12 protein-coding genes and 3 tRNA genes are annotated in these 14,266 nt (G+C 62.2%); 12 read left to right on the top strand and 3 right to left on the bottom strand.

The window, feature by feature from the left end; genetic code table 11:
- Positions 1-148: 148 nt before the first annotated feature.
- From B5D38_RS10305 to tuf, 3 genes are all read left to right on the top strand, one after another.
- Positions 149-233, top strand: a tRNA-Tyr gene (locus B5D38_RS10305).
- Between the two features lie 18 nt (positions 234-251).
- Positions 252-325, top strand: a tRNA-Gly gene (locus B5D38_RS10300).
- A gap of 145 nt (positions 326-470) precedes the next feature.
- Positions 471-1,646 carry an elongation factor Tu gene (gene tuf, locus B5D38_RS10295; RefSeq protein ID WP_078708329.1) on the top strand — a complete coding sequence of 392 codons (1,176 nt, stop codon included), beginning with the start codon at positions 471-473 and terminating at the stop codon, positions 1,644-1,646.
- Positions 1,647-1,771: 125 nt separating this feature from the next.
- Here tuf and B5D38_RS10290 read toward each other — a convergent pair whose 3' ends face one another.
- From B5D38_RS10290 to B5D38_RS10280, 3 genes are read right to left on the bottom strand one after another with little or no spacing between them, the layout of a single operon-like run.
- Complete coding sequence (locus B5D38_RS10290) at positions 1,772-2,806, bottom strand: glycosyltransferase (protein ID WP_165690828.1); 1,035 nt, start codon at positions 2,804-2,806, stop codon at positions 1,772-1,774.
- 8 nt (positions 2,807-2,814) lie between these two features.
- Positions 2,815-3,768: a glycosyltransferase family A protein gene (locus B5D38_RS10285; RefSeq protein WP_078708343.1), complete on the bottom strand. Its 954-nt coding sequence runs from the start codon at positions 3,766-3,768 to the stop codon at positions 2,815-2,817.
- Positions 3,769-3,781: 13 nt separating this feature from the next.
- On the bottom strand, positions 3,782-4,897 hold the full coding sequence (locus B5D38_RS10280) for a glycosyltransferase (RefSeq protein WP_245319127.1): 1,116 nt from the start codon (positions 4,895-4,897) through the stop codon (positions 3,782-3,784).
- Positions 4,898-5,427: 530 nt separating this feature from the next.
- Here B5D38_RS10280 and B5D38_RS10275 point away from each other — a divergent pair.
- The 9 genes from B5D38_RS10275 to rpoB all read left to right on the top strand — a co-directional run bounded on the left by B5D38_RS10275 (position 5,428) and on the right by rpoB (position 14,142).
- Positions 5,428-5,970, top strand: a complete 543-nt coding sequence (locus tag B5D38_RS10275) for a hypothetical protein (protein WP_131829900.1) — start codon at positions 5,428-5,430, stop codon at positions 5,968-5,970.
- A gap of 42 nt (positions 5,971-6,012) precedes the next feature.
- A tRNA-Trp gene (locus B5D38_RS10270) sits at positions 6,013-6,088 on the top strand.
- A gap of 118 nt (positions 6,089-6,206) precedes the next feature.
- Positions 6,207-6,407, top strand: a complete 201-nt coding sequence (gene secE, locus B5D38_RS10265) for a preprotein translocase subunit SecE (protein WP_078708340.1) — start codon at positions 6,207-6,209, stop codon at positions 6,405-6,407.
- Positions 6,408-6,429: 22 nt separating this feature from the next.
- Positions 6,430-6,960 (top strand): transcription termination/antitermination protein NusG, encoded by a 531-nt coding sequence (gene nusG / locus B5D38_RS10260; protein ID WP_078708339.1) that lies wholly within the window; start codon positions 6,430-6,432, stop codon positions 6,958-6,960.
- A gap of 151 nt (positions 6,961-7,111) precedes the next feature.
- Entirely contained in the window at positions 7,112-7,540 is a 429-nt protein-coding gene (gene rplK, locus B5D38_RS10255) for a 50S ribosomal protein L11 (RefSeq protein WP_078708338.1), read from the top strand.
- A 4-nt stretch (positions 7,541-7,544) separates the two neighbouring features.
- Positions 7,545-8,246: a 50S ribosomal protein L1 gene (rplA, locus tag B5D38_RS10250; protein ID WP_078708337.1), complete on the top strand. Its 702-nt coding sequence runs from the start codon at positions 7,545-7,547 to the stop codon at positions 8,244-8,246.
- Between the two features lie 343 nt (positions 8,247-8,589).
- A complete protein-coding gene (gene rplJ, locus B5D38_RS10245) occupies positions 8,590-9,108 on the top strand; it encodes a 50S ribosomal protein L10 (RefSeq protein WP_078708336.1) in 519 nt (172 codons plus the stop codon).
- A 51-nt stretch (positions 9,109-9,159) separates the two neighbouring features.
- Positions 9,160-9,537, top strand: coding sequence for a 50S ribosomal protein L7/L12 (rplL, locus tag B5D38_RS10240; RefSeq protein ID WP_078708335.1), 378 nt, complete (start codon positions 9,160-9,162; stop codon positions 9,535-9,537).
- A 465-nt stretch (positions 9,538-10,002) separates the two neighbouring features.
- On the top strand, positions 10,003-14,142 hold the full coding sequence (rpoB, locus tag B5D38_RS10235) for a DNA-directed RNA polymerase subunit beta (protein ID WP_078708334.1): 4,140 nt from the start codon (positions 10,003-10,005) through the stop codon (positions 14,140-14,142).
- Positions 14,143-14,266 lie beyond the last annotated feature (124 nt).

Raw genomic sequence — 14,266 nt, 5'->3', positions numbered from 1 at the left:
CGCGTCGCTCGATGTTGCACCTCTTCCGTTTCACCGTGTTGACAGGAGGCCCGGCCATCTGCATAACGCCGCCCGGAGACGACGGGCCGGTTCGGTCCGTACCGCCACCGCAGTGAGTACCGGGTTTTCTGGTGTCTCGGGCGAAAGCGGAGGGGTGTCCGAGTGGTTAAAGGAGACGGACTGTAAATCCGTTGGCTACGCCTACGCTGGTTCGAATCCAGCCCCCTCCACCATCGCCAGAATCGACCCGCGCGGGTATAGCTCAATGGTAGAGCAGCAGCCTTCCAAGCTGAATATGCGGGTTCGATTCCCGCTACCCGCTCCAGCGGTTCCGTGAGAATCTCCTGTCAGCTGCTTCTGCCTGCCTTTAACCAAGGCTTGAAACCTCTGAAAAAGATCAGTAATGCCTCCCCGTCTTTTGAGGCGTGGGCATGTGCCTGCGTCGCTATGTCGTAGAAGCGGGATAGGCCATGGCCAAGAGCAAATTCGAGCGTACGAAGCCGCACGTCAACATTGGGACGATTGGGCATGTTGACCATGGCAAGACGTCTCTGACGGCAGCGATCACGAAGTTCTTCGGAGAGTTCCGGGCGTACGATCAGATTGACGCGGCGCCGGAAGAGAAGGCGCGCGGGATCACGATCAACACGGCGCACGTTGAGTATGAGACGGCGAACCGTCACTATGCTCACGTCGACTGCCCGGGGCACGCGGACTACGTGAAGAACATGATCACGGGCGCGGCGCAGATGGACGGCGCGATCCTGGTCGTTTCGGCGGCGGACGGCCCGATGCCGCAGACGCGCGAGCACATTCTTCTGGCGCGCCAGGTCGGCGTTCCGGCGATCGTGGTGTACCTGAACAAGTGCGATCAGGTTGACGATCCGGAGCTTCTTGAGCTGGTTGAGCTGGAGGTTCGCGAGCTTCTTTCGAGCTACGAGTTCCCGGGCGACGACATTCCGATCATCAAGGGCTCGGCGCTTGTTGCGCTGGAAGATGGCGACAAGGCGATGGGCGAGGATTCGGTCCGCGCGCTGATGGAAGCCGTTGACTCGTACATCCCGACGCCGTCGCGTCCGGTCGACCAGCCGTTCCTGATGCCGATCGAGGACGTGTTCTCGATCTCGGGCCGCGGCACGGTGGTGACGGGTCGCGTCGAGCGCGGCGTGATCAAGGTCGGCGAGACGGTCGAGATCGTCGGCATTCGCACGACGTCGACGACGACGGTGACGGGCGTCGAGATGTTCCGCAAGCTGCTGGACCAGGGCCAGGCGGGTGACAACATCGGCGCGCTGCTTCGCGGCGTTGACCGCGAGGGCGTCGAGCGTGGCCAGGTTCTCTGCAAGCCGGGTTCGGTGACGCCGCACACGAAGTTCAAGGCGGAAGCGTACATCCTGACGAAAGAGGAGGGCGGTCGCCACACGCCGTTCTTCACGAACTACCGCCCGCAGTTCTACTTCCGCACGACGGACGTGACGGGCGTGGTGACGCTGCCGGAAGGCACCGAGATGGTGATGCCGGGCGACAATGTGACGATGGACGTCGTGTTGATCGTTCCGATCGCGATGGAAGAGAAGCTGCGCTTCGCTATCCGTGAAGGCGGCCGCACCGTCGGCGCCGGCATCGTCTCGCAGATCATCGAGTAAAGCAGATCAGGTGCGTCGCGCCTGGCGCGGCGCACCGGTCTCGGCCCGAAAGGGCCTGCCCCGGCGAATGTGGGCGATTTGATCCAAAGCTGAAAGCCCGGCCGCTCCCGGAGCGGCCGGGCTTTTTATGAGCCTCGAAGGCTCGATGCAGCGGCCTTCGCTTCGATCGCTTCGGCCAGCGTTTTGATCCATTGATCGCAGACAGCGTCTTCGCTGAAGGTGCTTTGATAGATGCGTTGCGCCGCCAGACCCAGCTGATGGCCGAGGTTCGGCTCGCTGACGAGACGTTGGACGGCCCGCGCCAGCGCCTCTTCATCGTCCACCGGAACGATCAGGGCGCTTTTTTCGTGTTCCAGGAACCAGCTGACCGAGAGCCCGGACGTGGTGACGATCGGCTTGGCCGCAGCGGCTGCCTCTAGAAGCGAGTTGCTGGTGCCTTCCCAGCGCGAAGGAAAAACGAAGACATCGGCCGCGGCGAGCAGCGCTGGAACGTCGCTGCGCCACCCGAGAAATTCGACTCGATCGGCTACACCAAGACGGATCGCCAGCGATTCGAGCTCTTCACGCAGCTTGCCGACCCCGGCGATCCACAGATGGGCATCCAGCCGCGTCAACGCGTGAAGAAGCACGTCGAAGCCCTTTGCCGGGTTCAGGCGCGCGCAGGCCAGCAGAAGCGGGCGCCGGATATGGCTGCGGTCGATCGGCGGAAAGGGCGAAAGCTCGATGAAGTTCGTGATCAGGCGGGCATCAGGGCGTCCGCCCTGAATCGCGAATTCCACGAGATCCGGAGAGTTCCCCACGATCAGATCGCACCGCTTGAAATTGTCGATCTTGTACCTGTTTCCGAGACGCCCGACGGTGAGGTGGCGGCCTCGCGGAATATTGCGGCCCGAGCGGCTCATCCAGGCGACGATCGCGTCCGGCCGCTCCCGGTTGACGATCCGCCGCATCTTCAGCAACGAGAACGGCTTCGACAGCTTGCCGAAATCCAGCACGGTGTGAGGCACGTCGTGACGGCGCATGTACTCTTCCTGTGGAGCGTTCGCCGTCAGGATCACATGCTGCGGATGACCGCGCGCCTGAAGTGCGCGCGCCAGGCGGCTGAGGAAGGTCTCCGCGCCCCCGCTGCCCCCGTCGATGATCAGGTGGTGAATCTTCAAATCCGACCTCAGTCGTTCGACGAAGACGGCGGCGCGCTCGAGGCTGACGCTCGCCTTCGGGCCTGCCAACGGTCGCGCCAAAAGAGCTTGACGCCATCCGCAACCGATCTCGCCCACAGGAGTCTGTCACGCGTCTCCCGGACCTGGGAGATCAGCCCGACGCCGGCGTGGAGAGAGGCGCGGATGTAGCCGCGCATGATCTGCCTTCTCTGTCGTGGCGGAATCTTGCGATTCGTGACCTGGAGAAGCTCCATCTCCCGCAGACGAAACCCATTGGGATATCGTGCGATTTTCACCGCGCCCTGGCGGGTGAGACCCTCGGGCTGGTATTCCTTGAACTGAACAACGCGGTTGATGAACCGCATGTCGTGAGCGACCGCGATGCGATTCCACACCAGACTCGGCGGGCAATATTTATCGGCTAATTCCGGAAAGAGATAAGCGCGCCTGACGTCGGTGCGGATGGCATGACAGGATTCGCCCTTGAAGCCGTGGAGCGACTTGATTTCGATCGTGTTGCCGTCGAATTCGTCACGCGGATATCGGGAGCAGGCGAGATCGCCGTTTGGCTTCGCGCAGAGCGCCCATATTCCTGCGATCTTTTGCCGTCTTCCCGGCTCTATCGCGCGCCACGCCTCGTAAAGGATGGTCAGACCGTTGGGTGCGAACCAGTCATCTGAATCGAGAATGACGAAGAGTTCGCCCTTGGCGAGCTGTATGCCGCAATTGATCGCCTTGTAGCGCCCCAGATTGGCTTGACGAATATAATCGATGGGATAGGACGCCTGCTCACGCCAGCCGCGTACGAGCGCTTCCGTCTCATCCGTCGAGCCGTCGTCGACGACGATCCACTCGAAATCGCGAAAGCCCTGTGTTTCGATGCTTTCAAACGCTCGTGGCAGCAGTGCAGCGCGATTGTAGGTTGGCGTGAAAATCGTGAAGAAGGGGGCTTTAGAAATCACGAGAAGCTCTCCCTCATGGAAATGGCTTCATCCGCCCGAGGCGCGGCGGCCTGCCGCTGGCTGCCAGCTCCTCCAGGCGATCGAGTGTGTGCGATAAATGATACGAGCCGCGTATCAGTTCGGTGGTCGCATAGGGCTCCGCGAGGACGCTCCTGAGGTTTTGGCCGAGCGCTTCGGCATCTCCGGGAGGAGAAAGCCAGCGCGCGAAAGGACCTGTGAGGATTTCGCTTGGGCCGGCAAGGCAGTCGGTGGAGACGACAGGGGTGCCGCAGATCAGCGCCTCGACCAGGACGTTAGGGAACCCTTCCCGATCCGAGCTGAGCACCAGGGCCGCTGCCTTGCTCATGTATGGAAAGGGGTTTTCCTGAAAGCCGGCGACGACCACCCGCTTGCTGAGATCGGCCTTGCCTATAAGCGCCGTTAATTCGGGTGTTTCGGGCGTCAAAAGAACTAGCTTCTCACGAGTGGTGCCGGCCGCGAATGCCTTGAGCAGGATGTCGAACCGCTTCGCCGAGGCGAAACGTCCGACGTGAAGCACGAATGGCTCTTCCGGGATGCCCGCCTGCTCGAGAGCTGCGCGTCGACGAATGGCTTCAATGTCATAGGAATTATGGAGAACGACCGCTTCTTCCGGCCTTGCCGGCAAGGCTGCAAGATCGTCGATCACACCCTGGGAAACGCCAATGACACGTTTGCCTTCATAAAGCGACCGAAAGAACCGGCGGCGCCGTGCGGCGCGGCGCGGCGAGTGCGCCTCGGCCAACAGCTGCGAGGTCGCGATGTGCAACCAATAAAAGCAGTCGTCGATGCCGGACATATGGACGATGCGGTCCGTGCTGGTCAGCGAAGACGAGAAGAAGTCGATTGGCCGAAGGTCACATTGCCTCCTGAACCAGCTTCTCAGTGCGCGGGACAGAAGAAGGCGGGCGGGATAATGGGGTGGGAAGCGTTTCAGGTCTGGTCTTAGAAAGTGAACGTTGACGTCAGCGGGGATTTCGCGTTCGACGCGGCCGGTCAGAGACAGAACCTCGACCTCATGCCCCCGGCTGGCGAGCCCGCGAGCGATACGAAGGCGACTTCCAGAAGGGCCGTTTGCTGATATCTCTGAGATCGCCAGGACGAATCGCATGAAGAGACGGGACGCGAGAGGGGACATTCGCCGACATGGCACTACCGCTTCTATAGGAGACCGTTCTTGGAAGGTCCACCGGCGACCGGGCTGATGTTCGGATGTCGATATGCCGTTGCACTTGACCGTTCGCGCGCGGCCGGTCAGAGCGCGGGATGCCATGGCAGGACCCGACTCCGTCCATTTGCGGATAAACCTGCGCGATGGCAGGCCGCACTGGGCGAGAGCAGCGAGGAACGACATTGAGTTTGGACGATCCAAAACCCTTCCTTGCCGCATTCGACGCGATTGTGCTCGTCGCCAACAGTCCCAGCGCGGCGGTGGCGTTAAGGGAAGGCGGATTTCCACAGCGAACGCTGTTCGTCTTCTTCAACCGAGTCTTCAACGTCCTCGATCATCCGTTTGCGGAAGATAGCCTTCTCGTGAGCAGGGCAACTCCGAGCGGCTCCAGTCTCGTCTACAAGGATGAGCTCGATCGGTCGTTGGATCGGTTGCGGCCGGGGAGATTCCATGGGCTCCTGGTTCTGAAGGTGGCCGAGAACGAGGTGATCAACCCGCGCGAGGATTTCGGCAGTGTTCCGATGGTGCCGCTGGACCTGACCGAGCGATTCTCGGCAATCTATCCCCGGGGCCGGATACCAAGTTCCGGATTCGCGATAGCCCTCTGGCTTGCGGAGATGCGGCTCGGCAAACCGATCCGCCTCGTCGGCTTTTCCGGCGTCAGAGAAGGAACGGCACGCGTTCTCGACGTTCACGACTGGACCTGGGAACAGGTCGTGCTGGATCTGTGCTATCGCAAAGACCTTCTTTCTCCGCCGGCCGATCAGACTCCCTGGCCTGCAGAGGGGCTTCTTGATCGGTTCCCGGAGTTTTCCGCCGCCGATTTCGACGCGGTAGCGGCGGGCGTCCTGGCGCGCAGACTCGGCGCCACGGACCGGGCGGTGGACCAGCTGTTCAAAGCTGTGAAGCCGCAGATCCGGCTCCTCGAATTGCTCCGCGGCTTCAAGCCGCAATCGCGAAAATCCCGAGCCCGGCAAAAGCTTCTGGACCGGTTGGGCCGAAACGAAGGTTGACACTTGTCAGCAGCACGCGGTCTTGCTAATGCGACGTCACACAGGGGTATAGCTCAGTTGGTAGAGCGGCGGTCTCCAAAACCGCAGGTCGCGGGTTCGAGCCCTGCTGCCCCTGCCAGTTTGAATGATGAGGGCGCGGGGTTGAGAATCAATCCAGTGTCCCTTATGTATTGCGGACATGTTTCTGGCGCGTGGGCCGAGCCGGCTTTCTACGCGCCTTAAGCCATGGGCGGCGTATGGCTACGAAATCGAACCCTTTCTCTTTTCTCCAGCAGGTGCGTTCCGAGGTGGCCAAGGTCACTTGGCCGACGCGCCGGGAGACGATGATCTCGACCGCGATGGTCGTTGTCATGGTTGCTGTGACGGCGACGTTCTTTTTCGTGGCGGATCAGGCGCTGGGCTATGGCGTCGGACTTCTGATCACAGCCGGCCGTTGAAGACGAGGGTGGATCGCGATTCATGACGGCGCGCTGGTACATCGTCCACGCATATTCGAATTTTGAGAAGAAGGTCGCCGAGTCCATCGAGGAGCAGGCGCGCCAGAAGGGCATCTCGGAGAAATTCGAGAAGATCCTCGTTCCGACGGAGCGTTTCGTCGAGGTGCGACGTGGCCGAAAGGTGGATTCTGAGCGAAAGTTCTTCCCTGGCTATGTTCTGGTCAAGGCGGAACTGACCGATCAGGTCTTTTCGCTGATCAAGAACACGCCGCGCGTGACCGGGTTCCTTGGTGCCGAAAATCGCCCGGTGCCGATCTCGGATGCCGAGGCCGAGCATATTCTGAACCAGGTTCAGGATGGCGTGGAGCGGCCGAAGCCGACCATGAGCTTCGATATTGGCGAGCACGTTCGCGTGTCGGATGGCCCGTTCGCTTCCTTCAACGGGATCGTTCAGGAGGTGGACCAGGAGCGCTCGCGCCTCAAAGTGGAGGTGTCGATCTTCGGGCGTGCCACGCCGGTCGATCTTGAATTCGGTCAGGTCGAAAAGGTCTGATCGGTCGGGGGTGCCTGGAGCGCTCCCTTTGTCGCGCGGGAGAAGAGGCGGGCTTTTGCCGGTTCGCCAGTTTCGCACCGCACGGCCTGCGTGACCGCTTAGCGGCGGTTGAAGAGCCGGCATCGCCGGTATGTCAAGAAGGCAGGAAAGAATGGCTAAGAAAGTTCAAGGCCAGCTCAAGCTGCAGGTCTCGGCTGGCTCGGCGACCCCGTCGCCGCCGATCGGACCCGCGCTTGGTCAGCGCGGCATCAACATCATGGAGTTCTGCAAGGCGTTCAACGCGCAGACCCAGGAGATGGAGAAGGGCTCTCCGGTTCCGGTGGTGATCACCTATTACCAGGACAAGTCCTTCACCTTCGTCATGAAGACGCCTCCGGTCGCCTACTTCCTCAAGAAGGCTGCCGGCATCCAGAGCGGCTCCAAGACTCCGGGTAAGGCTGGCGCCGGCAGTGTCACGCGCGAGCAGGTGCGCGACATCGCCGAGAAGAAGCTTAAGGATCTGAACGCGAACGACGTCGATGCGGCCATGAAGATGGTCGAAGGTTCGGCACGCTCCATGGGCCTGGAAGTGGTGGGCTGAGACGATGGCTAAGATCGGCAAGCGTATCACCAAGGCCCGCGAGGGTCTCGACCCCGTCAAGCTCTACGCCATCGACGAGGCGGTCGAGCTTCTGAAGGCGAGGGCGACCGCCAAGTTCGACGAGACGATCGAGATCGCCATGAATCTCGGCGTTGATCCGCGTCACGCCGACCAGATGGTCCGCGGCGTGGTCAATCTTCCGAATGGCACTGGCAAGACCGTTCGTGTCGCCGTGTTCGCTCGCGGCGATAAGGCCGAGGAGGCCAAGGCCGCCGGAGCCGACATCGTCGGCGCGGAAGAGCTGGTCGCTGACATTCAGGCGGGCAACATCAATTTCGATCGCGCCATCGCCACGCCGGACATGATGGCGCTGGTGGGGCGGCTCGGCAAGGTTCTCGGCCCGCGTGGCCTGATGCCGAATCCTCGTGTCGGCACCGTGACGCCCGACGTCACGGCGGCGGTCAAGGCCTCCAAGGGCGGCGCCGTCGAGTTCCGCGTCGAGAAGGCCGGTATCATCCATGCTGGCGTCGGCAAGGTCAGCTTCGACGCGAAGGCGTTGAAGGAGAACATCCTGTCGTTCGTCGACGCGGTGCAGAAGGCGAAGCCTTCCGGCGCCAAGGGCAACTACGTCAAGCGCGTTGCCCTGTCCTCGACCATGGGGCCCGGCGTCAAGGTTGATCCGTCGACCCTTCACGAAGCGGTCTGACGCATGAAATTGGAAGGAGCCTGACGGCTTCTTCCTTCTCTTCCGGGGCTTCGGCCCCGGGAACTGGCAGGGCATTAGCCTTGCCGCTCCTGTCCGAGATTGTGGGCGACTGCCGGCTCCGGCCAAAAGTCATAATCGCTGAAAGCCCTCATGAGACGGGGAAAGTTCCGAATTTTCGGGTTTTGCCCGAGCCTTCGGTTCGAACCTCTGGATGCCTTGTGCCGCCCCTGGAGTTCACTCCCGGTCGCGCCAAGGGGACAGGATCCTCGAGCGTCGTCCGCATGTCGCGGGCGGCAAAGGCAACCGGCGGACGCCTCAGGCATCCGCCAATCGGAGAGAGGCAGTGGACAGAGCGGAAAAGCGCGAATTTGTCACTGAGCTGCACGAGACCTTCAAGGCCTCGGGAGCAGTCGTGGTGGCCCACTACGCCGGCCTCACCGTGGCGCAGATGAACGACCTTCGGTCGAAGATGCGCGCCTCGGGAGGAACGGTCAAAGTCGCGAAGAACCGCCTCGCCAAGATCGCTCTTCAGGGCACCGACGCCGAGAAGATCACGGAGCTGTTCAAGGGTCAGACCTTGATCGCCTACTCCACTGATCCCATCGCGGCGCCGAAGGTGGCCCAGGACTTCGCCAAGGGGAACGACAAGCTCGTCATCCTCGGCGGCGCCATGGGAACCACGGCTCTCGACGCGGAAGGTGTGAAGGCTCTCGCCTCCATGCCGTCGCTGGACGAACTGCGCGCCAAGCTGGTCGGCATGATCAATACGCCGGCCACGCGGATCGCGGGCGTCCTCCAGGCGCCTGCGGGTCAGCTCGCACGCGTCTTCGGAGCTTATGCCAAGAAGGACGAAGCGGCGTGAGGATGGTTCCTCGCTGCTCAACTCAAAGTTCGAATCTGAAGGAAGTAGAAAATGGCTGATCTCGCCAAGATCGTTGAAGACCTTTCGGCCCTGACCGTCCTCGAGGCGGCTGAGCTGTCGAAGATGCTGGAAGAGAAGTGGGGCGTTTCCGCCGCTGCTCCTGTCGCCGTCGCCGCTGCTGGTGGTGGTGCCGCGGCCGCCGAGGCGGTCGAGGAGAAGACCGAGTTCGACGTGATTCTCGCCGATGCCGGCGCTCAGAAGATCAACGTCATCAAGGAAGTTCGCGCGATCACCGGTCTTGGCCTCAAGGAAGCCAAGGATCTGGTCGACGGTGCTCCGAAGCCGGTCAAGGAAGGCGTCGCCAAGGACGAGGCCGAGAAGATCAAGGCCCAGCTCGAGAAGGCTGGCGCCAAGGTCGAGGTCAAGTAATTCAATGCGGCAGCGCACGACGTCCCGAGCCAGCGGGCTTTGGAAAGTTCGTGCCGCAACAGCCACGCAGGGCGGGTGATCGATCGATTTGAACGGTATTTCGCTCTGGCGCCGCAGTTGAAAGATGATGGTGAGCGGGACGGCCTTTGGCCGTTCCGCTTTCCGCGCTCCGAAGGGAGCCGAAGGACGTGATGACGGGCGGAGGTGCGCGTGTTCCCACAGCCCGGGGCTGCGCGAAGACGTGGGCCGGCCGCCGGCTCAAATGCATGATCCTGAAAATCGTCCGACTTTCGGAAGATCATGCGACAGGATGAAGGTTTGGCGTGGCAATGCGTTCCAGGTCGGGCGCGTTCCACTCCACAGTTTGGGCCTCCACCGTGTGTGGGTGGTGGCCTCGCCTCGGTTCCCGGGGCATCGGAATAAGGCCCTACCGGTCGAGGGCCGTGTCGAGAGCAAGGAGCGACGATGTCTCAGACGACGACGTTTAGCGGTCGCAGGCGCGTGCGCAAGTTCTTCGGGTCCATTCCCGAGGTCGCTGAAATGCCGAACCTGATCGAGGTGCAGAAGGCATCCTACGATCAGTTCCTGATGGTTGACGAGCCCAAGGGCGGACGCCCCGAGGAAGGGCTTCAGGCGGTGTTCAAGTCGGTGTTTCCGATCACCGATTTTTCGGGCCAGGCGATGCTCGAATTCGTCAAGTACGAGTTCGAGGCGCCGAAGTTCGACGTCGATGAATGCCGTCAGCGCGATCTGACCTACGCTGCGCCGCTCAAGGTGACGCTGCGTCTCATCGTGTTCGATATCGACGAAGATACCGGCTCCAAGTCCATCAAGGACATCAAGGAGCAGGATGTCTACATGGGCGACATGCCGCTGATGACCATGAACGGCACGTTCATCGTCAACGGCACCGAGCGCGTCATCGTCTCCCAGATGCACCGTTCGCCCGGCGTTTTCTTCGATCACGACAAAGGCAAGAGCCACTCATCCGGCAAGCTGCTCTTCGCGGCTCGTGTCATTCCTTATCGCGGGTCCTGGCTCGACATCGAATTCGACGCCAAGGATGTAGTCTATGCGCGCATCGACCGGCGCCGCAAGATCCCCGTCTCGTCGCTGCTGATGGCTCTCGGCATGGACGGCGAGGAGATCCTGTCGACCTTCTATGACGTCGTGAAGTTCGAGCGCGACGCCGATGGTTGGCGCATTCCGTTCTCGATGGAACGTGTCCGCGGCCAGAAGGCGATCGCGGACATGGTCGACGCGGATTCGGGCGAGATCCTGGTCGAGGCCGGCAAGAAGGTGACCGCCAAGCTTGCCCGCCAGATGAAGGAAAAGGGCGTCAAGGCGATCCGCGCTGTCGAGGAGGACCTCTTCGGCAACTATCTCGCCGAGGATATCGTCAACTACGCGACGGGCGAGGTCTATCTCGAGGCGGGCGACGAGATCGACGAGAAGACGCTGAAGGTGTTGATTGACGCCGGCTACGACGAGATTTCGGTGCTCGACATCGATCACGTCACGGTTGGCGCTTATATCCGCAATACCCTGGCAGCGGACAAGAACGAGAGCCGCCAGGACGCGCTCTTCGACATCTACCGCGTCATGCGCCCGGGCGAGCCGCCGACGATCGAGACGGCCGAGGCGATGTTCCAGTCGCTGTTCTTCGACGCCGAGCGCTACGACCTTTCGGCCGTCGGCCGCGTCAAGATGAACATGCGCCTCGACGTCAAGGCCGAGGACACCGTCCGCGTGCTTCGCAAGGAGGACATCCTGGCGGTCGTCAAGACGCTGGTCGAGCTCCGCGACGGCAAGGGCGAGATCGACGACATCGACAATCTCGGCAACCGCCGGGTGCGCTCGGTCGGCGAGCTCATGGAGAACCAATACCGCGTCGGCCTGCTTCGCATGGAGCGCGCGATCAAGGAGCGCATGAGCTCCGTCGAGATCGACACGGTGATGCCGCAGGATCTGATCAACGCCAAGCCGGCGGCGGCGGCGGTTCGAGAGTTCTTCGGCTCGTCGCAGCTCTCGCAGTTCATGGATCAGACGAACCCGCTGTCGGAAATCACTCATAAGAGAAGGCTTTCGGCTCTTGGACCGGGTGGTCTGACGCGTGAGCGAGCGGGCTTCGAGGTTCGCGACGTCCACCCGACCCACTACGGCCGCATCTGCCCGATCGAGACGCCGGAAGGCCCGAACATCGGTCTGATCAACTCGCTGGCCACGTTCGCTCGGGTCAACAAGTACGGCTTCATCGAAAGCCCGTATCGTCGCATCATCGATGGGCGGGTTTCGAACGAAGTCGTCTATCTGTCGGCTATGGAAGAGTCGAAGCACTACGTCGCGCAGGCGAACGCCGTCCTGACGGACGAGGGCAAGTTCCAGAACGAATTTGTCGTCTGCCGTCACCAGGGCGAGGTCATGATGACCCCGCGCGACAACGTCGACCTGATGGATGTCTCGCCGAAGCAGCTCGTGTCCGTCGCGGCGGCGCTCATTCCGTTCCTTGAGAACGATGACGCCAACCGTGCGCTCATGGGCTCAAACATGCAGCGCCAGGCGGTGCCGCTGGTTCGGGCCGAGGCTCCGTTCGTGGGAACCGGCATGGAGCCGGTGGTGGCGCGCGATTCTGGCGCGGCCATTGCCGCAAGGCGTACCGGCGTCGTCGATCAGGTGGATGCGACGCGTATCGTCATCCGCGCGACCGAGGATCTGGAAGCCGGCAAGTCGGGCGTCGATATCTATCGCCTGATGAAGTTCCAGCGCTCGAACCAGAACACCTGCATCAACCAGCGTCCGCTGGTTGTCGTGGGCGATCGCATCCGCAAGGGCGACATCATCGCCGACGGCCCGTCGACCGATCTCGGCGATTTGGCGCTCGGCCGCAACGTGCTCGTCGCGTTCATGCCGTGGAACGGCTACAACTACGAGGATTCGATCCTCCTGTCCGAGCGTATCGTCGCCGAAGACGTCTTCACCTCGATTCACATCGAGGAGTTCGAGGTCATGGCGCGCGACACCAAGCTCGGGCCTGAGGAAATCACGCGCGACATTCCGAACGTTTCGGAAGAGGCGCTGAAAAACCTCGACGAAGCCGGCATCGTCTATATCGGCGCAGAGGTCCAGCCCGGAGACATCCTGGTCGGCAAGATCACGCCGAAGGGCGAAAGCCCGATGACGCCGGAGGAGAAGCTGCTCCGCGCTATCTTCGGCGAGAAGGCGTCCGACGTCCGCGACACCTCGTCCCGCATGCCTCCGGGGGCTTACGGCACGGTTGTCGAGGTGCGCGTGTTCAATCGGCACGGTGTCGAGAAGGACGAGCGCGCCATGGCCATCGAGCGCGAGGAGATCGAGCGCCTGGCCAAGGACCGTGACGACGAGCAGGCGATTCTCGACCGCAACGTCTACGGCCGTCTGGTCGAGATGCTGAACGGCAAGGCCGCCGTTTCCGGGCCCAAGGGCTTCCGGAAGGGCAGCGAGCTGTCGCCGGACGCGATGGCCGAGTATCCCCGCTCGCAGTGGTGGATGTTCGCCGTCGAGGACGAGAAGCTGCAGGGCGAGCTCGAAGCTCTGCGCGGCCAGTACGACGAGTCCAAGAAGATGCTGGAGCAGCGCTTCATGGACAAGGTCGAGAAGGTGCAGCGCGGTGACGAGCTTCCTCCGGGCGTCATGAAGCAGGTGAAGGTCTTCGTCGCCGTCAAGCGCAAGATCCAGCCGGGCGACAAGATGGCTGGACGTCACGGCAACAAGGGCGTGGTCTCGCGCATCCTGCCTGCCGAGGATATGCCGTTCACCGCGGACGGTACGCATGTCGATATCGTGCTGAACCCGCTCGGCGTGCCGAGCCGCATGAATGTCGGGCAGATCCTCGAGACGCACCTTGGCTGGGCGTGTGCCGGCATGGGCAAGAAGGTCGGCGAAATGCTGGAAGCCTACCAGCAGTCGCACGATGTCTCGCCCTTGCGCAGCGGTCTCGTCGAGATTCTTGGCGACAACGATCGCAACGAGCCGGTCAAGACCTACGACGAGGACTCTGTCGTCACGCTCGCCAAGCAGATGAAGAAGGGGGTCTCGATTGCGACCCCGGTCTTCGACGGCGCGCATGAGGAAGACATTGTCCACATGCTGGAAAAGGCCGGGCTCAACGGCTCGGGGCAGGTGACGCTCTACGACGGGCGCACAGGCGAGGCGTTCGATCGCCAGGTGACAGTCGGCTACATCTATATGCTGAAGCTGCACCACCTGGTCGATGACAAGATCCACGCCCGCTCCATCGGCCCCTACAGCCTCGTCACCCAGCAGCCGCTGGGCGGCAAGGCGCAGTTCGGCGGACAGCGCTTCGGCGAAATGGAGGTGTGGGCGCTCGAAGCCTATGGCGCCGCCTATACGCTCCAGGAGATGCTGACGGTGAAGTCGGACGACGTTGCCGGCCGCACGAAGGTCTACGAAGCCATCGTGCGTGGCGACGACGCGTTCGAGTCCGGAATTCCGGAGAGCTTCAACGTTCTGGTCAAGGAGATGCGCTCTCTCGGCCTCGACGTGGAACTCATCAACTCGGCGGCTCCGCCGGCGATGCCGGACAAGCTGCCCGACGCCGCCGAATAGGCCGCTTTCGCCGCCCGTCTGGGCGGCCGCAGCCGGCACCCTTGCCAAGCAGGGTGCCGGCGCCGAAAATGACGGATTCCATGGCGCCGGTGCGCCCGGTGCGGCGGGGCCTTGCCCCTTAAGG

It is taken from the genome of Consotaella salsifontis (genome assembly GCF_900167365.1).
Taxonomy (GTDB): Bacteria; Pseudomonadota; Alphaproteobacteria; order Rhizobiales; family Rhizobiaceae; genus Consotaella; species Consotaella salsifontis.
This window is presented reverse-complemented; position numbering and strand designations above follow the sequence as displayed.